This is a genomic window from Myxococcus hansupus (assembly GCF_000280925.3).
In the GTDB taxonomy this organism is placed as follows: Bacteria; Myxococcota; Myxococcia; order Myxococcales; family Myxococcaceae; genus Myxococcus; species Myxococcus hansupus.
On sequence record NZ_CP012109.1, the window covers coordinates 5,151,590 to 5,175,377 of the forward strand.

The window sequence follows — 23,788 nt, forward strand, 5'->3', positions numbered from 1 at the left end:
GTGGCACGTGGCTCCTGGCATGCTGGACGGGCTTCATGACTACCGCAGACGGCATGTCCTCCAGCTCCGGCCCGACGCTCCGGATTGCCCAGCGAGTCCCCCGCACGGAGGCGGAGGGCCCCGGTGTGCGCTTCGCGCTGTGGGTCCAGGGCTGTCCCCTGCGCTGTCCGGGGTGCTGCAACCCGGAGATGTTCGCGGCCGAGCGCGGCACGGAGGAGCGCGTGGCGTCGCTCGCCGAGCAGGTGCTGGCGACGCCCGGCATCGAGGGCCTCAGCCTGCTGGGGGGCGAACCCTTCTCCCAGCCCGGCCCCGCCGCGGCGCTGTGCGAGCACCTCCGCGCCGCCGGGCTGAGCATCATGGTCTACACCGGCTTCACGCTCGCGGAGCTCCGGGCCCAGGGACGTCCCGACGTGGACCGGCTGCTGGCGGCGGTGGACCTGTTGGTGGACGGCCGCTTCGAACAAGACGCGCCCGAGACGACGCGCCGGTGGATTGGCTCACGCAACCAGGTCATGCACTTCCTCACCAACCGCTATGCCCCGGACGACCCGTGCTTCACCGCCGCCAACACGGCGGAGGTGCACTTCGTGAACGGGCGGCTCGTCATCAACGGCTGGCCCGCGCTCGCCAACGCCTTCCGGCCATGATTCGCGTCTCCCCGACCGAGCACGCGCTGCTCACGCTCGCCCGCGCCATCGTCGGCATGGGGCAGTACGCCTCCGTGGAGGACCTGCTGCGCGCCATCCACACCGTGCCGCGCCGCTTCAGTCCCCCCGCGCTTCAGGTGCTGCGGGACACGCTCGCCAAGGGCAGCGTGCTCGCGCTGGCCCGCGCTGGCGGCTGGCGGTGGGAGCACTCCCTGCGCGACGGACAGACGCGGTCCGGCCGCTTGTGGGAGCGTCACGCCCCGCCCGCGCTGCACTTCTCGCCCATCACGCTCCACGTCCTGCGCTGGATGCTCGAACAGCCCATGACGAAGCTCGCGGTCACGTCGCTCCAGGTGGACGGGACGCCCACGCCCGCCGACGAGCTGTTCCTCTACCTCTGCTGCCGGCTCGTCGCGGGGACCCACTGCGCGCGGGCCCTGGGGGTCCAGCAAGTCTTCCGCCGCTCCGCCCTCTGCTGGCTGGGCTTCCCCGAGCAGTTCGGGACGAAGCCGCCGGAGCTCGACGCCGCCGCCTTCGCCCCGCTGCTGGCCGACGGCGCGTGGCTGTTGGAAGCGCTGAGGCAGGAGCTCGCGCAGCGGTGGCGGGCCCTGGAGGAGTCGAAGCGCGGCATCTCCTCCCCCGCGGAGGCCCTGGCCCTGGGCACCGCGCAAGAGGCCGTGCTGTCCGCGTTCCTCGACGCGGTGGACGCCGCGGGCCGGAGGGACCTCGCGGGCTTCCTGCTCGACGCGGCGCGCCCGCTGATGGAACAGCCCGCCTCCCGCTGGGTGGAGGGCCTGTCTTCCTCCGCGACCTTGTCCTCCCGGGCCGAGGCCGCCCGCGCCGCCGCGGCGTTTCTTCGCACCCTGAGCCGGCTGTCACGCTGGGACGCGGAGCACCGCGCGGTGCGCTTCTTCGACGACGACTACGACACCGCGCAGCGCTTGCTGTCCGAGTGGGGCACCTTCGGCGAGGCGGGTTTCCGCCGCGCGGAAGACCATGCCCGGGAGCTGGCCTCGTCCCTCCTCAGTGCCGCCGCCACGGTTCCACCTTCATCCCCCGGGAGCGCTCCATGAGCCGCGCCTACCGAGTCTCCGTCTCCGAGTCCCTCAACCGCGTGGTCCAGGCCGAGGACGGCCTGTGCACGAAGCTGGAGCTGCTCCCGCTGTTGTCGCGGGAGGAGCTGGCCGGGCTGCTGTCGGCGGAGCTGGCGAGCCGAGGCTTCACCCAGGACGGTGACGTGGCCCTGAGAACGGAGGCGGATGGCGTCCGCATCGCGGTGAACGTGACGACGGGCGACGTCAGCGTCACGCTCAGCGGCGAGAAAGAGGTGGAGCTGAAGGCGCGCGGCGAGCTGGCCGTCGAGAGTCCTCACGAAGTGAAGAAAGCGAAGCTGCGGGCCCAGGACCTGGCGCGCGCGCGGCTGGAGGACGCCGCCGACGTCGCCACGGACACGCTGCGGCAGGACGTAACGCGCAAGTTGGAAGCGCGGCTGCGGGACCTCAAGTCGGAGCTGGATGCCATCTCCAACAAGGTGACGGCGGAGGCGCTCAAGGTGCGCGCCGGGCAGCTCGGCACCATCGAGGAGGTTCATGAAGACGCGGCGACGGGCTCGCTGACCATCAAGGTGCGCGTATGAGTCAGCGCATCCCCGAGGAGTCGCTGCCCACCGAGCTGTCGCCCTTCGCCGCCGTCGAAGCCGCGTATCCCGCCGAGCTGAACCGCGTCTGCGAGGCCCTGCTGCGCGGCCTTCCCGTCATGGTGGAGGCGGACAAGGAGCTGACGCCCTACTTCTACAAGTGCCTGCGGGACCGGCTGAAGAAGGACGGCAAGCAGTTCCTCTACCTGGACGGACGCACCGCCCACGAGCCACCGCCCGGCATGCCCGCGCCGAGCATGATGGCCACGCTCATCGCGCAGCTCCGGGACGCGGTGCGCGGCGCCGTGCGAGAGCGCATCGTCGTGCTGCCCCACCTGGATTTGCTCACCACCAGCAGCGGAGGGCTCACCAGCGAGGCGCGTGAGGTCATCCCGCTGCTCTATGAAAACCCGGAGATGGTCTGGGTCGGATTCAAGGACCCATCCTTCGCCGTGCCGCGCGTCATCGAGAACCTGTTCCCCCACAAGGAGAGCATCCTCGGCGTGGGCCGGGACCGGCTGCGCTACCTCATCACCCAGCGCGAGTGCCGCAAGTTCGGCAAGGGGCTCCAGCCGTACGCGCTCTACAAGCACGTCTCCGGCGTCAACGCCGTGCGGCTGCGGCGGCTGCTGGGTGCCATCACCGGCGAGGACTACCCTTCCAATCCGAAGCACGCCTATGCGCAGCTCCGCTCGGCCACGCTGTCGGGCTCGCTCAGTGTTCCGGAGCTGGAGCTGCACGGCGACATTGGCGGCTACGCGAAGGTGAAGCAACGGCTCCAGCAGGAGATTCTCGACGTCCTCGCGCACAAGGACACGCTGAGCGACCCGGAGGCCGTGAAGCGCGTGGAGTCCCTGCTGCCACGCGGGATGATTTTCTGGGGCCCGCCCGGCACGGGGAAGACGCTCTTCGCCAAGGCCATGGCCTCCGCGCTCGGAGCCGCCGTGCAGGTGGTGAGCGGCCCCGAGCTGAAGAGCCGCTGGGTGGGCGAGAGCGAGGAGAACCTCCGCCAGATTTTCGTCCGCGCCCGGCAGGCGGCCCCCAGCATCATCGTGTTCGACGAGCTGGACTCCTTCGCCTCGGCGCGTGGCACGTACACCGGTTCGGGCGTGGAGCACTCGATGGTGAACCAGCTCCTCACGGAGATGGACGGCTTCCGCAAGGAAGAGCTCGTCTTCGTCGTGGGCACCACCAACTTCGTGGAGTCCCTGGACCCCGCGCTGCTGCGCCCCGGGCGCTTCGAGTTCCAGCTCTGCATCCCCTACCCCAACAGCGCGGACCGGCGCGCCATCCTGGGCATCTACGACCAGAAGCTGGCGCTGGAGATGACCGAGCGCGCCATGGACTACGCGGTGAAGCGCACGGGCGACCGGGTGGAGGGCACCGGGACGCGCTTCTCCGGCGACCACATCCAGGCCCTGTGCCGGGCGCTCGCGCGGCGGCGGTTGCGTGAGGGGGCCCAGGGTCCCACCGAGGCCGTGGACGTGGAGCGCGCGCTGACGGAGTTCCTGGACCGGCCCGAGCTAACGCCCACCGAGGAGCGCGTCGTCGCCACCCACGAGGCCGGACACGCGGTCTGCGCGCTCTTCTGCGAGCACGCGCCCGCCATCGACCGCATCAGCATCCGGGGCGACCTCGCGGGCTCGCTGGGCCATGTGCAGTACGCGGACCCCGCGCACCGATACGTCGTCACGCGGGGCCAACTGCTGGACAGCATCTGCATGCTGTTCGGTGGACGCGAAGCCGAGGCCCTGCTGCTGGACGACCTCTCCCTGGGCAGCGCGCACGACCTGGAGCGCGCCACGGAAATCGCGCGCGAGCTGGTAGAAGACCTGGGCATGGGCGGCGATGGTGTGCCCGTGCGCCGCTACGACACGCCAGGACGGCAGGCGGACCGGCACGCCCTGTCCGATGCGACGCGCGCCACGCTGGAGGCGGCCATCCAGGAAGTCTTGTCCGTCCAGCGCGCCCGTGCGCGCGATATCCTCCTCCGCGAGAAGGAGCGGCTCGTGGCCCTGAGGGATTTGCTCATCGAACGCAAGGTGCTGGACCGGGAAGCCTTCACGCACCTGGCCCCCGCGCCCACCCTGCCCCGGAAGGAGTCCGCCCTTGGCTAGCCTCATCCTCCGACTCCAGGTGGACCCGGCGACGGGCCGCAAGGACGTCATCATCCAGTACGAAAGCGACGCGGACGCGCTGCCCATGGAGCACGAGGACGAGCACCGTCGGCTCGTGGACTCGCTCATCCAGGGCGGCACGCTGAAGGCCTCGGAGCTGGGACGGGTCATCGTCCAGCGAGAGACGCCCTCGGGCCAGACGGCCGAGCCCGACGCCATCGCCGAGGAAGCCTCCGGAAAGGTCGGCCAGAAGGCCTGATGTCCATGCTCGTCTTCACCAGTGAGGAAGCGCTCCAACTGGCGCTGACCTCCGGACTCGTCCCCGCCGAAGTCCAGGCCGCCCCCGCCCGCTACCAGCGGACGCCCGATGGCGCGCTCCACGTCCAACCGGAGGTGATGCCGGAGAAGGACGTGCTCGCGCGCCTCGCGTCCCTGGGTGTCCAGGTGACTCGGGCCCGCGCGAAGGACGCCACACCGGTCCTCTGCTGGGCGGAGATGGTGACGGCGCGCCCCGTCCCCTTGGAGAGCGCGCCCTCGGGCCCGGTCCTGTTCCTGCCCCCGAGCGCGGAGACGCTCCTGCCCCTCGCGGGCGAGATGCTGCGCCTGGGTTGCGACCGGCAAGAGGTCTGCTTCGCGCGGTCCAAGGAGCAACGCGCCCTGCTTCGCGCCGTGGCGCCGCCCTACTTCACCCTCACCAGCGCGCTGGACGCCACGGGGCCGCTGCGCGCCTTTCTCCCCGCCGTGCCCGGGCAACACACCGTCTGGGTGGAGGTGGGCTACTCGCATCCGCTCGCGCGCACGCTGCAAGCGCCCACGGGGACGCTCCTGCTCATCCACGGCAAGGGCCCTTGGCTGACCGCGCCGGATGGCCCGTGGACGGACCTGTATCAACACACCGACCTGCGGCTCCCCGCCCCAGGTGAGGACTGGACGTCCGTGCCCGCGCCGGGCCGGCTGACGGTGCCGCTGCGCCTCACGCGAGCCGCGCGCACGGAGCCCGCGAGCCTCTGGGTGCTGCGTGAGAATGCGCTCGCCCAGGTGGAGTCCCTGGTCCACACGCTGCCGGAGCCGCTGCTCGCGCAGCTTCGCTTCGCCGTCTCGGGGACACCGGACGCGCCGTGCATCGTGCTGCGTGCCCGCTCGGGCCGGGAGCGGCCCCCGGAGTTGGGGCTCTCCGGCATGGCGTACGCGCCGCTGCCGCAACTCACGGACCTCTTCCTTCCCTGTGACGGATTGCTGGAGCCGCCCGTGCGCCGCGACCGCTTGCGCGCGCTGCTCGTCCCGCAGGCGGACACGGTGACGTGGCTGCACCCCACCGGAGGGGGTGCGTTCCGCGCGGAGCGACTGCCGGAATCCGCGTTCCAGCCGCTCGACACCTGGGTGGACTACATCGTGGACACCAGCGCCGACGCGCTCATGCCCTGGGTCCGCAGCGCCACGTTCGACTTCGCCGCCTTCGAGGCCGCGGAAGGCGAGTGGCAGTCGGCGGCCCGCGCGGCGCAATCCGACGAGCCATCGACCAAGAGTCCGAAGGGCACCCGACGTGCCCGCCGTGAAGAGCCGACACCGGAAGAAGCGCCCACGCCCCCACCGCCCATCGTCGCGGTGCGCGTCGCGCAGCCCGCGGCCCCCGGGGCCCGGATGGCGCCGCTCACCGCCGCCCAGATGAGCGACGTGGAGAAGGAGCTGGGGGCGCTGGAGAAAGCCTTCCTCGCCCTGGAGGTTCCCGCCGATTCGCCCCAGCGGCAGGCGCTCTGGATTCACATGGCGGAGCTGAACGGCCGGCTGGGCCGCAAGCGCGACGCGAGCCTCTGCTGGACGCGGGCGCTGTGGTCCGCGTCCGACACCGACGCCGCCGAGCTCGCCCGGCGATGGGCCGACTCAGAAGCCGAGGGAGCCGCATCCCCCACCGAACGACTGTCCGCCGCCGCCCCCACGGGTGATGACGTGCGCGGCATCGCCAGTGGTCTGGTCCGTGCGGCGCGGGCCCCGGATGAAGCTGCGCCCGGTGATGTCGCGACGCTCCAGCGCTGGTTGGACAGGCATGACGCGGACCTCGATGTCCGGTCCGTCTGGCTCACGCGCACGGCGCTCGACACGCTGGCGGGTGGGGATGCGCTCGGCCTCGCGCGAGCAGGCGACCGGCTGATGGAGATGCTCCAGCGAGGGCTCTCACCGGCCCGGGATGTGCCGCGCTTCCTGCGCGGTGGCGCGGACGTGGCCCATGCTCCCCGGGTGGTGGCGCAGCTCGAGGCCTTGTTGGACCGCTTCGAACACACGCCCCGCCGTCGCTCGTCCATCGAAGCGGAGCCCGCGCTCACGCTGGCCTACGTTCGCTACGTCTTCGCCGTGGGACTCGCGCGGCTTGGGCAAACGGACCGCCCCCGGGCCCTCGCGTCCGAGGCGGCGAAGGCGGTCGACGCGAAGGAGGCCATTCACGGTTTCCTCTCCCGTGCGTATGGCGCGCGGGTGGCCCAGGCGCTGGAAGGCCAGCCACCCGAGACACCGCTGCCGCCCGACATCGCCGCCGAGCTGAACGCCCTGGGCACCTTCCAGCGGTACAAGGTGGACCGGCTGCGACAGGCCTCGGCGCTGCTGGAGCCCAGCGAGCGGCTCGACCCGGCGAGGGCCTTCGGGCGCGGCGCGAAGGACCTGCGCGGCGAGGAGTTCGCCACCCTTCGCGACTTGAAGGACCCGGCGCAAGTGGCGGCGCAAATCGAGAGCCTGACGGGCCGAGCCACCGATGCGAAACAGCCGCTCGAGGAGCGGCAGCGGCTCATCGGAGGACTGCTGGACACCCTGCCCCGCGTCGCGCCGGCGTGTGCGCTGCCGCTGCTCAACCGGCTCGTCGCGTCGCTGGACCCGCTGCCCCGGGAATCCCAGGCCGTGATGCTGGGTGACGCCCTCACGCTGGCGGCCCTCTTCGGACGTGCGGACCACGCCAGGACGCTGGCGGGGCGGCTGCGCGAGGTGCTCACGGCGCTGCCGCCCGCATCGCCCGCCTGGAGCCAGGGCATCCTCGGCGTGAGCCTGCGCAGCCTGCGCCGGGTGGGCCTTTCCGGCGAAGCCGCCACCCTGGTGGACGCGGCGCGGGAACGTCTGGCGGGGCCCAAGACGCCACTCACGGCGCGGCTCGGCGTGGCGGCGGGCCTGTCCATGCAGGGGCGCACGGCCGATGCCGTCGACGTGTTCGATGCCGCCTTCGAGTCCCTGCGCGCGATGAAGGGCGCGCTTCCGGACCGGTTGGCGTTGATGCGCAGCCTCGCGAGCGCGTTGGCCCATGCTCCCGTGGAGCTGGCGCTACCGGGCCTCGCGCGCATTTCGGAAGGGCTGCCCAGCGTCACAGACAGCTACAACACCAACAGCCACTTCTGTCTCTCCGTCGTGGAGCTGGCGGACTCGCTGGTGCAGGGCCACGTGGAGGTGGCACAGGGCACCGGCGAACGCGCGCGAAGCTGGCTGGATGAAGATGAGTTCCTGGTGCGAAGGCGCATCCACCAGGAGTTGGAGCAACGCACATGAGCAGTCTTCCCGCCATCTCCGAGCTGACCTTCGACGCGCTCTCCAGCGAGGCCCACGGCCTGCGCGAGCGCCTCAACCGCTTCCGCATGGCGCTGGGCCGCCACTTCGTGGGCAAGCAGACGCTGGTGGACCTGATGACGGTGGCCGCGGTGGCGCAAGAGCCGCTGCTGCTGGTGGGCCCTCCGGGCACGGCCAAATCAGACCTCGTCCTCAAGTTCCGGGACGCGCTGCGCATCCCCAACGAGGACTACTTCGAGTACCTCCTGACGCGCTTCACCGAACCGTCGGAGGTGCTGGGCCCCATCGACATCAACCTGCTGCGCCAGGGCCGCTACATCCGGCGCGAGGGAGGCAAGCTGCCCACCGCGCGGCTCGTGTTCCTCGATGAGGTCTTCAAGGCCAGCTCCGCCATCCTCAACGCGCTGCTCACCGTCATCAACGAGCGCAAGTTCTACCAGGACGGAGCGCCGCAGCCGGTGAAGCTGAAGGTGCTCTTCGCCGCCACCAACGAGCTGCCGGAACACGCCGAGCTGGGTGCGTTGAAGGACCGCTTCTGCCTCAAGGCCGCGTGCCGCCCGGTGCAGGACCGCTACTTCCTGGAGCTGCTGGACTCCGGCCTGGAGTCGCAGACGCACCGGGAGATGAACCAGAAGCCCTGGGCGGAAGGTCACGCCACGCTCGACGACATCCTCAAAGCCCACCGGTACCTGACGCTGATGATGGGCAAGCGTGAGACGGGTCCGGACGGCCGTGAGCTGCGCGACCGCGACCTCTTCTTCCGCGACGATTTGCTGCGCGAGTTCCGCCGCGTGGTGCAGACGCTGACGCGCGAGGACGGCGTGTTCATCAGCGACCGCAAGCTGGTGAAGCTCTACCGGCTGCTGCGCACGCGTGCGTGGATCTTCCACGGTGGCGCGGTGGAGCGGCAGGACCTCCAGCTCCTCTCCTACCTGGGCGAGACGCGGGAGGAGATTGACCTGCTGGAGGAGAAGGTGCCTCGGCTGCTGGGCCTCTCGTGAGCCACGGATGAACACGGAGCTGACAAGCCCCCAGGACACGGAGCGCTGGCTGTGCGCGGGCCTGTGCCTGCCGCGACAGGAGCACGTCACGCCCGAAGCCGTGACGGCGGCGGTGCCGTGGCTCCTCGCCCTGCTCGCGGAGTCACCCGCCCTGCCCCCCTTGGCCTTCGTGATGGACCTGGGCCGGCTCGTCGCAGGGGTTCCGCTCGCGCCGTCCGCGCCGGTCCCCGACACCCTGCCCCGCCTGCGCGCCGCGGTGCGCGCGTATGACGACCACGTGCTGGGACGGCTGGCCGCGGAGTCGCACCTGGAAGCCGTCTCCGCCGCCCTCGCGAGACTGCCCGCGGCACTCCGTCCGCGAGGCATCGCCTTCCTCGTGGCACGCGTGCTGACGCGCATGGGCTTCACCGCGGGCAGCCCCGTGAGCCCCGCCCTGGCCCGGCGCGTCCTGGAGCGTCCGCCCGCGGAGCTGCTCCAAGCGGGCTACACGGCCCTGCGGGACTCCGGCGCCAGCGCCGCGCTGGAACGGCTCACCGAGGGCTATGAAGCCCTGGCCAGTGCCGCACGTCGCGCACAGGCACTGCTCGGCGACGCGGAGTCCTTCACGCTGGAGAACCTGGAACACCTCCAGGGCAAGGCGCAGCGAATGGCCCTGGAGCAAGCGGTGGAGGCCGCGGAGGCCCTGTCGCGGACCCTGCCGCCGAAGCTGCGCGCCCGCCCGGTGAGCCTCGCGCCGCTGCCCACGGCCCTGGAGGACGACGCCGCGTTTCCACAGGGCGGCTTCTCGTCCGTGTCCAACGTCGGCAGCCTGGAGAACCTCGTCACCTCCGAGCTCGTCTACATGGAGGACGAGCCCAACCTCGACCTCTTCGACGTGCGCTACGTGGAGGGCGAGCTGCTCTATTACACGCGCGACGAGAGCATCACCGTCCGCCGCCGCCGCGTCATCACCTTCGTCCTCCCGCCCGGACTGGTGGACGCACGCGTGAAGGACGCGGGGGTGCGCTGGCAGCGCGTCGTGGTGGCGCTGGGCCTGCTGCTCTGCCTGGTGCGGCGGCTCTCGCTCTGGCTGGGCAGCGAGGAGCTCCACTTCCGCGCCGTGTTCCTCCACGCCGATGACGGCACGTCGCCCCTGGAGGCGGAACGCGGCCTGTGCGAGCTGTTGCTGCGCGAGTGGCGAGCGCGCGGCACGGCGGAGGTCGTCACCGCCGCCACGCTGGAAGACGTCCTCGCTGACGCCGAGGCACGGACGAAGCGCGCCCGGGTGGACGTGGTGCTCCTCGACGCGAGCCGTCAAGTCGAGAAGATGTTTCATTCCACGGGCCCCCGCGTCGGGCTGCACGTGCTCGACCTCGGCGCTCCGTCGCCCTGCGTGCGAGCACTCCGCGACAGGCGCGAAGTCCTGGATTCTCGAAAGCCGGAGCCCTCCGACGGTGCCCCCAGGGCCGGCGAGCATTGGGAGGCATGGATGGGCGTAACGCTTGAGCTTGCGCAGGGCCTTCTCTAGCGTCGGGCTTCCCAACGCGCCCACCCGGCGCAACCGACGAAGGACGGGCCATGCCGCGGTACGAGTTCAAGGAAGGCAGCTCCAGCAAGTTCTGGGAAATCACCCTCTCCGACAACACCTTCACCACGCGTTGGGGCCGCATCGGGACCGACGGCCAGGAGAAGACGCAGACCTTCGGCTCCGCCGCCGAGGCCCAGAAGGAGCACGACAAGCTCGTCCGCGAGAAGGAGAAGAAGGGCTACGTCATCGAAGGCAAGGGTGACGACGACGAGGGTGGCGAGGATGACGGCGCCGAGGCCGCCTCCAACCCGGAGCTCGAGGCCGCCATCCTCAAGGACCCGGACAACGTCGACGCGTACCTCGTCTACGCCGACTGGCTCCAGAGCCAGGGCGACCCGCGCGGCGAGCTCATCGCCATCCAGCACGCGGCCTCGCAGGCCAGCGGCGCCGAGGCCACCACCCTCAAGAAGAAGGCCACCGCCCTCATCAAGAAGCACCAGTCGCTGCTGTTTGGCGAGCTGGCGGACGCGGTGAAGGAGGGTGAACTCACGGCGGAGTGGCACCTGGGCTTCATCCGCTCCGTGCGCATGGGCCAGAAGGACTACGACTCCGAGCGGGACCTCGGTGAGCTCACCCAGGAGCTGCTCGCCCTCCCCTCCGCTCGTTTCATCCGTGGCATCACCGTTGGCATGGCGAGCTTCGATGGCGAGAACGAGTACGGCGACGTCATCAGCGCCATCGCGAAGGCCGGTGGTTCCAAGACGCTCCAGGACCTGTTCATCGGCGACTTCGAGTACCCGGACGACACGGAGATTTCGTGGACGCACCTGACGGACATCTCGTCGGCGCTGAAGGTGCTGCCCAACCTGCGCACGCTGCGGCTGCGCGGCGGTGAGCTGGCGCTGGGCGACGTCGACCTGCCCGAGCTGCGCGAGTTCACGGTGGAGACCGGCGGCCTGCCCCTGAACGCCGTCAAGTCCATTGCCAGCGCGAAGTGGCCGAAGCTGGAGAAGCTGGAGATCTGGTTCGGCAGCGACAACTACGGCGCGGAGGGCGGCGTGGAGGACATCCAGCCCATCCTCGACGGCCAGGGTCTTCCGAACCTCAAGCACCTGGGCCTGCGCAACTCCGAGTTCACGGACGCGCTCGCGCAGGCGCTGCCCTCCGCGGTGGTGCTCCCGCGCCTGGAGAAGCTGGACATCTCCATGGGCACGCTGACCAACGAGGGTGCCAAGGCGCTGGCGGACCACGCGGCGGCTTTCGCCCACCTCAAGCAGCTCGACGTCAGCGAGAACATCCTGGAGGACGAGGGCCAGTCGCTCATCTCCAAGGCGATTCCGCACGCGAACGTGGGCAACCAGCGCGAGTACGAGGAGGACTACCGCTACGCCGCGGTGGGCGAGTAGAACCCAGGCTTCGCAACGCCGCTCCTGGGGGAAACACCATGCCGCGCTTCGAGTTCAAGGAAGGCAGTTCGAGCAAGTTCTGGGAAGTCGACCTGAAGGACGCCGTCCTCACCACCCGGTGGGGGCGCATCGGCACCGACGGGCAGGAGAAGACCCAGAAGTTCAAGCAGCCCTACGAAGCGCGGCAGGCCTACCAGAAGCAGGTCCTGGAGAAGACGAAGAAGGGCTACAAGCGCGTGAAGCCGAAGGACACGGCTCCCGCGCCCAAGTCGAACCCGGAGCTGGAGGACGCCATCCTTCGGGCTCCGGACGACGCGGACGGATACCTCGTCTACGCCGACTGGCTCCAGGGCCAGGGCGACCCGCGCGGCGAGCTCATCGCCTTGCAACACGCGATGAGCCGGGCCCGGGGCGCGGAGGTCACCAAGCTCAAGCGGAAGGTGGCCGCCCTGCAGAAGGAGCACGAGGGGACCCTCCTCGGCGTCGGGCTCTCGGCCATGGTGGGCGAGAAGGCCCTGCAGGCGGGCTGGCGCTGGGGGTTCATCTACTCCGCGCGCGTCACGTCGCCGGACTACGACGCGGACGCCGATTTCGACATCGTCGACACCCTGAGCATGCTGCTCCAGCACCCGTCCGGGAGGCTCCTCCGGGATTTGACGCTCGGCATCCCAGACCGCGATGGAGACGCGGACTACACCCGCCTGACGAAGGTCCTCACCAAGTGGCCCCCGAAGGCGCTGTCGCGGCTGTTCATGGGCGACTTCCTCTTCCCGGACGAGTCGGAGCTGTCCTGGGTCCGCCTGGGGAACCTCGCGCCCGTAATCCAGGCGCTGCCCCACCTCACTGAATTGCGGCTGCGCGGTGGAGACGTGCGCCTGGGCGCCCTGGAGCTACCCGAACTCCAGCGCTTCACGCTGGAATCCGCGGGCCTCCCCAAGGCCGCGTGGCAGTCCATCACCAGCGCGCAGTGGCCCAAGCTGGAGCACCTGGAGGTCTGGTTCGGCAGCGAGAATCACGGCGGCCGCTTCCGCGGGAAAGACGTGCAACCCATCCTGGATGCCACGGGCCTGCCGAAACTGAAGCACCTGGGCCTGTGCAACGTGGCCTTCTCCGATTCCCTCGCCCCCCTGCTGGCGAAGTCGAAGGTGTTGAAGCAGCTCGAAACGCTCGACCTGTCGAAGGGCACGTTGATGGACGCCGACGCGGAAGTGCTGGCCGCGAACGCAGCGGCGTTCAAGCACCTCAAGAAGCTGGACGTGTCGCGGAACCAGCTCACGTCCACGGGCATCAAGCTGATTGCCAAACTGTGCCGCGAGGTCGTCACGGCGCGCCAGCGCGAGGTCTACGACGACGGCGAAGGCGGCCGTTACGTGGCGATCGGAGAATAGACATCCATGAGGGGCGCGCCGCCGTTCATCCTCATTGGCAACGCGGAGAACCGGCGCGTCACGCTGTTTCAGGAGGCCCTCGCCCGGCAGGGACTCCCCCCTGCCCACGTCGTGCCGTGGCGCGAGCTGCTGGAGTCGCCGGGACTCCTGGCGGACCTGCCGGACACGGAGGCGCTGGTCCGCATCGATGCCACCGGTGAGAACTGGGACGTCGAGAAGGCGCTGCTGAGGCGAGGCTTCGTGGATGCGCTGGAGCACGGGTGCTCGGTGCTGACACCGGAGCAGGTGGACGCGCTGCCCCAGGACCACGGCCGCATCCTGAGCCCCCGGCAGCACCACCTGGGCTTCCTGCGCGTCCTGTCGGAGCTGGAGGCCCTCTTCGCGGCGCATCCCCGCTGGCGCGTCCTGCAGCAGCCCTCCGCCATCGCGGACCTCTTCGACAAGCGCATCACCTCCCGGCGTTACGCGGCGCTGGGAGTCCCCGTCCCCGAGCCCCTGGACGGCGTCACGGACGTGGCGTCGCTCCGGCAGCGGATGCACGAGGAGGACTGGGACGAGGTCTTCGTGAAGGTGTCGTGTGGCTCCTCGGCGTCGTGCCTTGGCATCTTCCGTCGAGGCCGCAGCCGGGACACGCTCACCACCACCATCGAGGTCGCTGAGACGGGCTGGTACAACTCGCTCAAGGTGCGCCGGATCGAGGAGCCCGAGCGGGTGGACGAAGTCCTCACGTTCCTCCTGAACGAAGGCGCCCAGGTGGAGCGTTCCATTCCCAAGGCCCGGCTGGGCGGCGACTACTTCGACTGCCGCGTGTTGATGGTTCGGGGCGAGCCCGCCTTCACGGTGATTCGGCAGAGCCTGCGGCCCATCACCAATCTGCACCTGGGCGGCAAACGCGGGGACCTGGACGCCTTCCACGAAGTGGTGCCTCGGAACGAGCTCGAGGCCGCCCTGGAGAGTTGTCGCACGGTGGCCCGCGCTCACGACTGTCTGCACGTGGGCATCGACCTCATGTACGAGGAGCACTTCACCGGGCACCGCGTGCTGGAGGCCAACGCCTTCGGGGACCTGCTCCCCAACCTGCGCCGCGACGGCCTGACTGTGTACGAGTGGGAGATTCGCGAAGCCCTTCGGGACCTCGCGTAGGCGGCTGACGCTCGCCCTCCCTGCCAAGAGCCACGCTGGTTTCTTGGAAAGAAGTATTGAGACACACGCAATCATTCACAAGTGACCCACTGCATCAGACATGACCCCAGCACTCGGGGACATGTCAAATTTTCGCGGCAATCAATCACAATACACGTCGCGAAAGAAATTTGGACGAGCGGCGGGAAGCAGATAGGGAGGGCGCCAAACAGGTTTCCCTGGCTTGCGCTTCAAGCCAGGTGAACCCGTCTACAAATGTTGCTCGGCCCGGCCTCGACACACCGAGGTGACGGCGCCGCCGCGGCATTGGGAGTCATCCAAAATGAAAGACGTATCTCCTGTGGCCCAGGCTCCATCCGCCTGGCGCACGCTGCTGTTCATTCCTCAGTTCGCATTCGCTCGCGCGGCGGAGCTGTCAGCGGATTGTTTCATCATTGATCTCCAGGACGCCGTCCCCTTGGCGGCCAAGGCATCCGCGCGTGACGGATTGGTCAAGGCATTACAGGGCCAGGTCTTCTCGGGCCGACCCGTGGTCGTGCGTATCAACGAACCCATGTCTCCCGAGCTGCATCAGGCCGACCTGGAGGCATGTATCGGCCTGCCAGGATTGACGGCGTTGATGCCCACGCTGACCACGGGCCCCGAGGACCTGGACACGCTACACGCACGGGTGTCCGCGCTGGAGGCGGCGCGGGGCCTTCCGCTGGGAAGCACCCGCTTTCTGCCGCTCATGGAAACACCGGCGGCGGTGCTGGACGCGCAGCGCATCGCCCAGGCGGGCGGAGGACGGAATCTGGGGCTCATGCTGGGCCACGGAGATTTGTTCCGTTTCACGGGAGCCCTCCCGCACGCGGAGCTCACCCTCAGCCACCCACGAAGCGCCCTGGTCATGGCGGCCCGGGCCGCGGGCATCGAGCCGTTCGACACGCCGTATACGAAAATCGGGGACCGTATCGGCCTGGAGAAACACGCTCACGAAGGCCGCATCCATGGCTTCACGGGACAATGCTGCCTCCATCCGTCCCAGCTCGACGTCGTGAACCGGCTGATGACACCCACGGCCTCTGAGCTGGCTTGGGCACGCAGGGTGACCGAGGCGCAGGCGCACGGCGCGCTCGCGACGCTGACCCGCAAGGTCCCCGGAATCGCCACGACCGAGGACTCCGAACGCGGGCCCGCCTCCGCGGCGACAGAGGGCATGGCCATCGTGGACGGACAGCTCATCGGGCCACCGCACTTGAAGGCGGCGCACCGGTTGCTTGGGCTCGCGCCATTGCGTGCGACCGCTGGCTCGGGCGACGTCGTGGTGGGGCGACACGTCTCACATGCGCTCGACCGCCCCACCCGCGCGGACGACCGGCTCCCCAATCCCTACGAAATGACAGCAACCGCGGGGATGCGGGACCTCTGGGTCCAGAGCTTCTACTCACATGACCGCATCGTGACGAGCGCGCCCTTCGCGGCCCGGCTCGGCCTCACCACGCCCGAGACGATGCCCCTGCCCTTCATGATGGGCCTCTACCTCGCCGTGTGCATGTCGGCCACACACGGCGCCATCTACCACCTGGGCTTCCGCAACGCGCGACAGCTCGCGCCGCTGCGCGTGGGTGACACGTACCGGCAGGACATCCAGGTCCGCGCGGTCCGTAACACGGGAGATGGGAAACGCGCGGTGGTGACGACCCATCGGCAGCTCGTGCGCGTGAGCGATGGCGTCCCTGTCTTCACCGTCGACAAGCGGGAGCTCTACCACCGCCAACCGGAGTCCTTTCCCGTCTCGTCCGCAGCGCGGCAGCAAGAGCAGGCGGAGCACGAGAAGGCGCAGATCTTCCGGGCGGAACTCCTCCGCCGGGCGAGCGACCTGCCGCCATCAGCGGACAAATCAGGAGCGGGGCAGTCCTTCACCGAAGGCGAGCTCCTGCTCCACAGCTTCGCACGCCCCATGGGCATCACCGCCAACCTCGCGCTGTCGACCCAGTTCATGGTGACGCACCCCATCCACCTGGACCATCACCGATACGACCTGGGCCACGCTCACGGCATCGTGGTGAGTGGAGGGCTCGTGGTGGCGATGACGCTGGCCGCCGCAGCGCGCGACCTGCACGAAGTCGTCTGGCAGGAATTGCTCGCAGCGGACAACCTCCGCCCCGTGGCGCCGACACAAACGGTGGGCGCGCTCTCGTACGTCCTCTCACGTGCGCCCGTGGAAGGGATGGACCGGCTCGAGGAGCTCGTCGTGAGGACGCTCGGCGTACTGGACCTGACGCCCTCAGCGGAACTGGCCGACGTGCCGCTGCCGCGAGCCCTGTTCACGCTCGAAAGCGAACGCCCCTCCGCGTACGACGAGCGCTGCCGTGAACACGGTCTGCAGGCGCTCGAAGGCCGAATCGTCTGCGTGGCCACGCGGCGAATCTTGCGACTCCGAGCGTAATGCAGGCCCGAGGCGAGCCATTCGCTGGCTCGCCTCTCGCCTGGGATTCAATTGGCCGGGTAAAGCTCCAGATACATCTGGACCCAGAACATGCCGCGCTCGCCAATCCCCAGCGCAACCACCTGCTCGACAATCGCATGCAGCCGAGCCGCATCAACACCTTCAACTCGCTCGATGGGATGAAGATTGACGCTGCGAGCCCACCTCACGAGCAGGCGCAAAGCCTCGGTGCGTAACTCGATATCATCGTGGGCGCACAAGACGGGCAAGAGTGTCAGGAACCGTGCCCTCCCCCAATCGCGCATCTGGACCGCGACCAGCATGGCATTCTGGATCTGACGCGGACTTCCATCCCTTCGCTCCATCACGTCGAGCAGAAAATCGAACCCCTCCTGTCCCAGCGCCAGGAACAAACCCCTATCAAGCGCATTGAAGTCCTTTCGGTTCAGTTCATTCCTGAGCCGTCGCCGCTGCTTTGGGAAAATCACCGAGCCCCCTCACCCCCGGCCTTCCATCGAGGCATGGCCGGGACTCGCTCCAAGATGCCAGAGCCGAACACGCGGTCCAACTCCAGCGTCCCAGACATGCTCGGACGTCGGCTGGGGCGTGGCAGTAACAGCGCGGTGGGGCGCCGCTCGCCGCACACCGGCTCGCTACTCGCCCCGTTCCGCGGCGGCGCGTAGGGCCCGGCGGACGGCATCGGACTCATTGCACTGCCAGCGCTTCGCCAGCGCTTCCAGGTCCGTCGCTGACTGCAGGGTGTGGCGGACGAGCTGTTTCAAGACCACGCTGCCCTTTTCGGCGCGGCGCTTTTCGGGCGGGGTCTTTTCGGGGTCGTAACGGGGCAATGCGTGTTCTCCTGTCGGTGCGCGGCACGGTACCTCACCCGACTTGGCTTGCCACGGGACAACGCCAGGCCGGGTGGGTGACTGCTCGCGCGGGGGCGCCGTCATCTCGTCCAGGGTATTGAGCCGCGCGCAGCACGGCTCGCAGGGCACGCTCGCGTCTCACGGGCAGGCATCAAGCGCCGCGCGCACATCGATGACGGGCTGGGGGCAACTATCGCAGGGCGCTATGTCGCCGTCGCTCGGGCCTTCCACAGAGGCATGGCCGGGACACGCTCCAGGATGCCAGAGCCAAATACACGGTCCAACTCCAGGTACTCCAAATGGACGTACCCGATATGGCAGCCACAGGTCTGCTTGGCACACGGCCGGGGCTTCAGCGCGGCGTCGAAGTCTGGCGTGTAGATGTTCCCAATGGGCTCATCGATAAAATGACACCGCCGCGCCGTCCCCTCCCCATCCACGGAAATGACAGACTCGCCGCCCCGGCACGCACGGCCCAGGCTGGGGTGACGTGTGTTGTTCACCGGGAAGAGCGGGTCCAACCGCGAGAAGCGCGCGATGTCCTCCGCCGTGTACGGCTCTTCCTGCCCGTCCTTCACCGCGTTGATCCACAGGTACGTGTCCGCCGGCAGGTCCGCGCGCAGGGACTCGGCCTCCTCCGCGAAGCGCAGGAAGCCCACCACGCCCACGCTGTGCCGAACACCCAGCTCCGTCAGCTTCGTGCACTGCGCCAGGAAGCGGTGCCGCTTCGTCCACTCCGGGTGGTACGTGGCCCAGATCCCCAGCTTCTCCGCACGCGCCCGAGGCACCCAGTCCAGCTTGCACGACAGGTTCGTCTGGACAGCCAGGCGCTCGACGTGCGGCAAGTGGGACAGGCGGACGAGCGCCTCCTGGTACCACGGCCAGATGAGCGCCTCGCCCCACGGCGTGAAGAACACCGACACCGTGTCCTGCGTGCGCGCCTCCACCCACGCGACGAAGCGCTCCAGGTCCGCGCGGTCCTTGGCCAGCTCCTCGTCCGTGTGCTTCCACTTGCCGAACGGGCAGTACTCGCAACCGTAGTTGCAGCTCGACAGCGGGCCTCGGTAGAGCACGGTGAGCTTCATCGCCAGGCGTACTCCTTCATCATCCCCTGCACCTGCTCCGAGTGCAGCCACGGGCCAATCAAGTCAGAGCGCTCCACACCGGCCGGCGTGAGCTTCACCCAGCCGCCCTCCCGCCGCGCCAGTCCGTGCGTCTCCAACTCGGTGAGCTCGGGGAAGTCCTCCAGCACGTCCGTGCAGAAGCGCTGCCGGTACTCCGCCAGGTCCACACCGTCCGCCAGCAGCGACAGCAGCATGTAGCGGCGCCGGCGCTCCTCGGAGTCCAGCCGGAAGCCGTAGCCCACCTCACCGAACGACGCCTCCGTCCGCTCGCTGTACGACGAGATGATGCCGCGCACCTCGCGCGAGCCCACCGCGTACTCGGACGAATAGTGCACGCCCCCCGTGTACGAGCGCGCCCCGCACCCCAGCCCCACCATGCCGTCCTCCTGGCACCGGTACACCGGACCGCCCGCGTCCGGCGCGTGGCTCGCGCGGAACATGCGCATGGAGACCTGCGTGTATCCCTGGGACAGCAGGAAGTCGCGCCCCACGCGGTACAGCGACAGGCGCATGTCATCCCACGCGCGCGCCTTCTTCCCCAGGAAGGTCAGCGGCCGGACGTAGAGCGGGTAGAGGTAGATCTCCTCGGGCGTGAAGCGCAGGGCCTCGCGCAGCGAGAAGAGGAAGCTCTCCTCCGTCTGCCCCTCCATCCCGTAGATGAGGTCCAGGTTCAGCGTGGGGAAGCCCGTGGAGCGGATGAGGTCCAGCGCCGCCTCTGCCTCGGCGGTCTTCTGCGGGCGCTTCACCGCGGCCACCTCCGCCTCGATGAAGCTCTGAATCCCGATGCTCACCCGGTCCGTCCCGCGCGAGCGCAGCACCCGGAGCTTCTCCGCGTCCACCGTCTCCGGCGACACCTCCACGGACACGGGGATGTTCTTCATGTCCGCGCCCATGACGCCTTCGGTCAGGTCGAACACGGTGTTCAGCCCCGCCACGTCCAGCAGCGTCGGCGTGCCGCCACCAATCGCGGCGCGGGCGAAGGTCGCCGTCCCCAGCGCCTCCTTCACCCGCTTCGTCTCACGCTTCAACGCGCCCAGGTACCCGTCCACCACGTCTTGCTTCGGCCCGGCGGCGGTGAACAGGTTGCAGAAGCCGCAACGCATCTCGCAGAAAGGCACGTGGACGTAGAGGAACAGCGCGTCTCGGCGCTCCTCCGCCCAGACGGACTCCAGCGGGAGCGCGGGCGTGAAGGGCCGGTAGGCCGTCTTGTGCGGGTAGCCGTAGAGGTACGACACATAAGGCGACCCATCGAGCAACTGCTGTAGACGCGTCATGGTGCGGGGTCTCGATCCAACGTGAACTCAGCGTAGGGCACCGTCCACACGACAGGGTGGCCCAGGCGGTGTCCGGTATAACCGTCATCCCCGTACGCCGTCCCGTGGTCCGAACAGACGATGCAGCAGGCGGGCCCCCGACGCCGCAGCGCCGCGAAGAGCGGAGGGAGGCACCCATCCACGTACTCCAGCGCGGCGGCGTGGGTGTCGAGCGAATCCTCCGGAGCCCCCGGCAGGTACTGCCGGTTGGGCTGGTGCAACGCCGACACGTTGATGAACAGGAACACGCGCTGCGAGCGCGGCACGGCCTCCAGGCGGCTGACGGCCAACGCCACCTGATGCTCGGTGGAGCGCGCGTCCCTCACGCCCATCTCGGGGCTCCAGTGACTCTCCGCGAAGAGCCCCGGCAACACGTTGCCCAACGGGTTGCGCTTGTTGAAGAAGCCCACGCCCCCAATGCACACGGTGTGGTAGCCGCGGCCCGAAAGCCCGGTGACGAGGTCCGGCGCGTCCAGCACGCAGGTGCCGGGCGCCGTCGTCTCGCTGCCCTCGAAGCGCATGGCGAACAACCGCGGATGCAGCCCGGGCGTGGCCGGCGTGGGCAGGAAGCCCGCGAAGAAGGCGTGGTGCGCCGCGTACGTGAAGCTCGCGGGCGAGTGCCGCTTCTCCCACCGCCCCCCGGGCAGCAGCGCCGCCAGGTTCGGCGTGCGCCCCTGCGCGCAGAGCGCCTCCGCCACGTCGTAGCGCAGCGTATCCAGCGTGATGAAGAGCAGGTCGTGTGTGCCGACCACCGCGTTCATGTCCATTGCGACAGCACCTTGGCGAAGTCCCGCGCGCGCCCCACGATGCGCTCCACGGTGTACGTGGGCGGGGGCAAGCCCGCGGGCCACGCGCGGCCATGAGACACCCAGCAGGTGGACAGGCCCAGCCGCCCCGCGCCCTGGATGTCCCGCTCCGGGTCGTCACCCACGTGGAGCACCTCGTGCGGAGCCCGGCCCACGCACGCCAACGCCGCCTGGAAGATGCGCGGGTCCGGCTTCGACGCCCCCACCTCCCCCGACAGGAACACGTCTGGAAGCTGCGTCGTGAGGTCCGCGTGCGCGAGCTTCGCGCGCTGCACCCGGCCCGAACCATTGGACACCACCGCCACCGGCGCGCGCAGCCGCAGCGCGGTCACCAGTTCGCGCGTGTCTTCGTCGGACCGAGCGAAGGCAGGCAGCCGTGAGGACATGTCCGCCCACAGCGCCTCCGCGCTCAGCGGCAAGGCCGGAAAGGCCGCCACGGCGTCGCGGCAGAACACGTCACGGTCGATGCCGCCTCGGCCGTCCAGGCCCCGCAGCACCTCCAGGGCTCGCGCCCGGCCGGGCTCGGGAAACGCCCGCGGGTGACGCAGGAAGAGGTCTTCCACGTACCGGTCGAAGGCGCCCGCGCGGTCAATCAACGTGTCGTCCAGGTCGAAGAAGACGGCCCGGGGCCGCATCCCAGTACTCCTCCCGAGCGGGCAGGATACGCCGCCCTGCCCACCCGGACCAGGGCGGGCCCGGCGCACGTCGAGTCGTGGCCGCCGCTCGTCCCCCTCCATATCGTGAAAAGGGTAAGGCATCCGCTGGCATCGACACCCGACCGCATCGCCCATCCCTGAATTGCCGGACATGGCGTGGAGGCAAGGCAGCAGCGCATGCCGAGCAAAGTGCCAAGGGAGCGCAACGCGCGTCTCCCGGACTGAAAGGGTCCAGGTCCATCGCGTGCTGGAAGGACACATCGAAGGCGTCGAGCCCCTGGACGACGCGCGCGTCTCGCTCGACACCCTGCAGGCCTTCGTCGCGCTGCTGGACGCGGAGGGGCGGCTGCTCGACCTGAACCAGACGGCGATGGCGTGGCTGCGCGCCACCTCGGCTCGGGAGCTGCGAGGCCACCCCTTCTGGCTCCTGCCCGTGTGGCGGCGAACGACCGGGGAACAGGAGCGTCTGCGCCAGGCCGCCGTGCTCGCCGCCAGGGGCGTGCGCTTCCGCGAGGACGTGGAGCTCCGGCACGTCATGTCGGACAGCGAGGCGCGCGTTCTCGACCTCTCGCTCGCCCCGGTGCGCTCCAGCCGGGGCGTCGTGACGTACGTGTTGGTGGAGGGACACGACGTCACCGAGCGAAAGCAAGCCGAGGCCGCGCTCACGCGCAGGAACGCGGAGCTGGAAGCAGCGCTCGCGCGGACGCGGAGACCCGCGGCGGCATGGCATCCCCCGTTCGAGCATCCCACGTCCCTGGAGACCGTGCAGCGCAGCGAGGAGCGATACCGCTGCCTTGTCGACGCCATGGCCCAGGTGGTGTGGACCGCGAACACGTCCGGCGATTGCAGCGGACACAACCAGGCCTGGTCCGACTTCACGGGGCAGACGGAGCAAGCAGCGCTGGCGCAGGGGTGGCTCCACATGGTGCACGCCGAGGACCGCGAGCGGGTCTGCGAGGACTGGCGCAGGGCATTGGAGTCACATTCCGTCTTCGATTCGGAGTACCGCGTGAGGCGCCCGGATGGACGCTACACGCCGGTCCACTCCCGGGCCGTGGCGGTCCGCGAGGCGGACGGAACACCGCGCGAATGGGTGGGCACCCTCTCCGACATCACCGAGCGGACCGCGGTGGAGGCCGAGCTGCGGGAGAGCCAGGCGCGGTTCCAGGCCATCATCGACGCGGCGCCAGCGGCCATCTACGTGAAGTCCCCTGACGGCCGGCTCCTGATGGTCAACCGCTTCTTCACGCAGCAACTGGGCCGCAGCCGGGAGCAACTGCTGGGCCGCACGGACCTGGACCTCTTTCCTCCCGAGCAGGCCGCCATCATCCGTGGCCACGACGTCCAGGTGCTGACGACGAACCAGCCTCTCGAGGTGGAAGAGCCCGTGTCGAACCACCGCGGCGCACGCGTCTTCCGGTCCCTCAAGTTCCCGCTCCGGAGCGCGGAGGGCGTGCCCACCGCGCTGGGCGGCATCTCCACCGACGTCACGGAGAAGCGGCGAATCGACGACGTCGCCAAGCGGCTCTTGGACATCGTCGGACATGACCTCCGCAGCCCCACCGCCGCCATCCTCACCACCACCGGCATGCTGAGACGCCGCCCGCTGGATGAAGCCATGCGCCGGCCCTTCGAGCGCATCCACCGGAGCGCCCGCAGGGTGGAGCACCTGCTCCAGGTGCTGATGGACTTCACCCAGGCACAGCTCGGAGGTGGCATCCAGCTCGAGCCCATCCGAGGCGACCTGCGGGCCCTCGTCGCGGCCATCGTGGAGGACGCACGCACAGCCCACCCCGAGCGCGAGGTGCGGTTCATCCAACGTGGCGAGGCCCTGGGAGATTGGGACCCGGAGCGGCTGGAGCGCCTGCTCGGCCATCTGCTGGACAACGCCTTCATTCACGGCGCGCCCGACACCCCCATCGACGTGCTCTGCCTTACGGGACGCAAGGCGGTGCTGTTGGGGGTGCGCAACCAGGGCGTGCCCATTCCCCCGGAGGTCCGCGCGACCCTCTTCGAACCCATCCGGCGCGCCTCTCACCAGGCGGAGACGGTGCGGCATTCGCTGGGGCTGAGCCTGTATCTGGTCCGGGAGCTGACCCGCGCGCACCAGGGGCGCATCCGCGTCGCGTCGACCGCCCTGCACGGCACCACCTTCTACATCTCCCTGCCCCGCCCGCCCACGTGAGGCCCCCGCGACTCGAGGG

The 23,788-nt window shown here is 69.5% G+C and carries 19 protein-coding genes; 13 read left to right on the top strand and 6 right to left on the bottom strand.

Annotated features, from left to right (window positions below; all coding sequences use genetic code 11):
- Window positions 1-35 precede the first annotated feature (35 nt).
- The 12 genes from A176_RS19835 to A176_RS19890 all read left to right on the top strand — a co-directional run bounded on the left by A176_RS19835 (window position 36) and on the right by A176_RS19890 (window position 16,816).
- Entirely contained in the window at window positions 36-647 is a 612-nt protein-coding gene (locus A176_RS19835; RefSeq protein ID WP_044890106.1) for a 4Fe-4S single cluster domain-containing protein, read from the top strand.
- Window positions 644-1,720, top strand: coding sequence for a hypothetical protein (locus A176_RS19840; RefSeq protein WP_002635067.1), 1,077 nt, complete (start codon window positions 644-646; stop codon window positions 1,718-1,720). Before A176_RS19835 ends, A176_RS19840 begins: the two co-directional genes overlap by 4 nt.
- Window positions 1,717-2,283 carry a hypothetical protein gene (locus tag A176_RS19845; protein WP_002635066.1) on the top strand — a complete coding sequence of 189 codons (567 nt, stop codon included), beginning with the start codon at window positions 1,717-1,719 and terminating at the stop codon, window positions 2,281-2,283. Before A176_RS19840 ends, A176_RS19845 begins: the two co-directional genes overlap by 4 nt.
- A complete protein-coding gene (locus A176_RS19850) occupies window positions 2,280-4,400 on the top strand; it encodes an AAA family ATPase (RefSeq protein ID WP_002635065.1) in 2,121 nt (706 codons plus the stop codon). The genes A176_RS19845 and A176_RS19850 overlap by 4 nt, the downstream gene beginning before the upstream one ends.
- Complete coding sequence (locus tag A176_RS19855) at window positions 4,393-4,659, top strand: hypothetical protein (RefSeq protein ID WP_002635064.1); 267 nt, start codon at window positions 4,393-4,395, stop codon at window positions 4,657-4,659. Before A176_RS19850 ends, A176_RS19855 begins: the two co-directional genes overlap by 8 nt.
- Window positions 4,659-7,922, top strand: a complete 3,264-nt coding sequence (locus tag A176_RS19860; protein ID WP_002635063.1) for a hypothetical protein — start codon at window positions 4,659-4,661, stop codon at window positions 7,920-7,922. The genes A176_RS19855 and A176_RS19860 overlap by 1 nt, the downstream gene beginning before the upstream one ends.
- Window positions 7,919-8,941, top strand: a complete 1,023-nt coding sequence (locus tag A176_RS19865; protein ID WP_002635062.1) for an AAA family ATPase — start codon at window positions 7,919-7,921, stop codon at window positions 8,939-8,941. Before A176_RS19860 ends, A176_RS19865 begins: the two co-directional genes overlap by 4 nt.
- Window positions 8,942-8,948: 7 nt before the next feature.
- Window positions 8,949-10,448 carry a hypothetical protein gene (locus A176_RS19870; RefSeq protein WP_002635061.1) on the top strand — a complete coding sequence of 500 codons (1,500 nt, stop codon included), beginning with the start codon at window positions 8,949-8,951 and terminating at the stop codon, window positions 10,446-10,448.
- Window positions 10,449-10,498: 50 nt separating this feature from the next.
- A complete protein-coding gene (locus tag A176_RS19875; protein ID WP_002635060.1) occupies window positions 10,499-11,854 on the top strand; it encodes a WGR domain-containing protein in 1,356 nt (451 codons plus the stop codon).
- Between the two features lie 38 nt (window positions 11,855-11,892).
- Entirely contained in the window at window positions 11,893-13,242 is a 1,350-nt protein-coding gene (locus A176_RS19880) for a WGR domain-containing protein (protein WP_002635059.1), read from the top strand.
- A gap of 6 nt (window positions 13,243-13,248) precedes the next feature.
- Complete coding sequence (locus A176_RS19885) at window positions 13,249-14,385, top strand: STM4014 family protein (RefSeq protein WP_002635058.1); 1,137 nt, start codon at window positions 13,249-13,251, stop codon at window positions 14,383-14,385.
- 322 nt (window positions 14,386-14,707) lie between these two features.
- A complete protein-coding gene (locus tag A176_RS19890; protein WP_082282776.1) occupies window positions 14,708-16,816 on the top strand; it encodes an aldolase/citrate lyase family protein in 2,109 nt (702 codons plus the stop codon).
- 47 nt (window positions 16,817-16,863) lie between these two features.
- Here A176_RS19890 and A176_RS19895 read toward each other — a convergent pair whose 3' ends face one another.
- The 6 genes from A176_RS19895 to A176_RS19920 form a co-directional block, all read right to left on the bottom strand.
- A complete protein-coding gene (locus tag A176_RS19895; protein ID WP_144429574.1) occupies window positions 16,864-17,304 on the bottom strand; it encodes a hypothetical protein in 441 nt (146 codons plus the stop codon).
- Window positions 17,305-17,469: 165 nt separating this feature from the next.
- The gene (locus A176_RS19900; RefSeq protein ID WP_044890104.1) at window positions 17,470-17,664 is read right to left on the bottom strand and encodes a hypothetical protein; all 195 of its coding nucleotides are present in this window, start codon (window positions 17,662-17,664) and stop codon (window positions 17,470-17,472) included.
- A 224-nt stretch (window positions 17,665-17,888) separates the two neighbouring features.
- Window positions 17,889-18,770: an STM4011 family radical SAM protein gene (locus A176_RS19905; RefSeq protein ID WP_002635053.1), complete on the bottom strand. Its 882-nt coding sequence runs from the start codon at window positions 18,768-18,770 to the stop codon at window positions 17,889-17,891.
- Window positions 18,767-20,083 carry an STM4012 family radical SAM protein gene (locus A176_RS19910; RefSeq protein ID WP_002635052.1) on the bottom strand — a complete coding sequence of 439 codons (1,317 nt, stop codon included), beginning with the start codon at window positions 20,081-20,083 and terminating at the stop codon, window positions 18,767-18,769. Before A176_RS19910 ends, A176_RS19905 begins: the two co-directional genes overlap by 4 nt.
- Window positions 20,080-20,889 carry an STM4013/SEN3800 family hydrolase gene (locus A176_RS19915; RefSeq protein WP_002635051.1) on the bottom strand — a complete coding sequence of 270 codons (810 nt, stop codon included), beginning with the start codon at window positions 20,887-20,889 and terminating at the stop codon, window positions 20,080-20,082. The genes A176_RS19910 and A176_RS19915 overlap by 4 nt, the downstream gene beginning before the upstream one ends.
- Entirely contained in the window at window positions 20,880-21,563 is a 684-nt protein-coding gene (locus A176_RS19920; protein WP_002635050.1) for an HAD family hydrolase, read from the bottom strand. Before A176_RS19920 ends, A176_RS19915 begins: the two co-directional genes overlap by 10 nt.
- A gap of 265 nt (window positions 21,564-21,828) precedes the next feature.
- On the opposite strand from A176_RS19920, the gene A176_RS19925 reads away from it, so the two are divergent.
- On the top strand, window positions 21,829-23,769 hold the full coding sequence (locus A176_RS19925; protein ID WP_002635049.1) for a sensor histidine kinase: 1,941 nt from the start codon (window positions 21,829-21,831) through the stop codon (window positions 23,767-23,769).
- The last annotated feature ends 19 nt before the right edge of the window (window positions 23,770-23,788 follow it).

Bases quoted from the DNA above. Each gene is read 5' to 3' on its own strand.
- A176_RS19915 (WP_002635051.1), bottom strand. From the start codon at position 20,889: ATGGACATGAACGCGGTGGTCGGCACACACGACCTGCTCTTCATCACG.
- A176_RS19840 (WP_002635067.1), top strand. From the start codon at position 644: ATGATTCGCGTCTCCCCGACCGAGCACGCGCTGCTCACGCTCGCCCGC.
- A176_RS19870 (WP_002635061.1), top strand. From the start codon at position 8,949: ATGAACACGGAGCTGACAAGCCCCCAGGACACGGAGCGCTGGCTGTGC.
- A176_RS19850 (WP_002635065.1), top strand. From the start codon at position 2,280: ATGAGTCAGCGCATCCCCGAGGAGTCGCTGCCCACCGAGCTGTCGCCC.
- A176_RS19835 (WP_044890106.1), top strand. From the start codon at position 36: ATGACTACCGCAGACGGCATGTCCTCCAGCTCCGGCCCGACGCTCCGG.
- A176_RS19880 (WP_002635059.1), top strand. From the start codon at position 11,893: ATGCCGCGCTTCGAGTTCAAGGAAGGCAGTTCGAGCAAGTTCTGGGAA.
- A176_RS19920 (WP_002635050.1), bottom strand. From the start codon at position 21,563: ATGCGGCCCCGGGCCGTCTTCTTCGACCTGGACGACACGTTGATTGAC.
- A176_RS19885 (WP_002635058.1), top strand. From the start codon at position 13,249: ATGAGGGGCGCGCCGCCGTTCATCCTCATTGGCAACGCGGAGAACCGG.
- A176_RS19860 (WP_002635063.1), top strand. From the start codon at position 4,659: ATGTCCATGCTCGTCTTCACCAGTGAGGAAGCGCTCCAACTGGCGCTG.
- A176_RS19875 (WP_002635060.1), top strand. From the start codon at position 10,499: ATGCCGCGGTACGAGTTCAAGGAAGGCAGCTCCAGCAAGTTCTGGGAA.
- A176_RS19905 (WP_002635053.1), bottom strand. From the start codon at position 18,770: ATGAAGCTCACCGTGCTCTACCGAGGCCCGCTGTCGAGCTGCAACTAC.
- A176_RS19910 (WP_002635052.1), bottom strand. From the start codon at position 20,083: ATGACGCGTCTACAGCAGTTGCTCGATGGGTCGCCTTATGTGTCGTAC.
- A176_RS19890 (WP_082282776.1), top strand. From the start codon at position 14,708: ATGAAAGACGTATCTCCTGTGGCCCAGGCTCCATCCGCCTGGCGCACG.
- A176_RS19845 (WP_002635066.1), top strand. From the start codon at position 1,717: ATGAGCCGCGCCTACCGAGTCTCCGTCTCCGAGTCCCTCAACCGCGTG.
- A176_RS19865 (WP_002635062.1), top strand. From the start codon at position 7,919: ATGAGCAGTCTTCCCGCCATCTCCGAGCTGACCTTCGACGCGCTCTCC.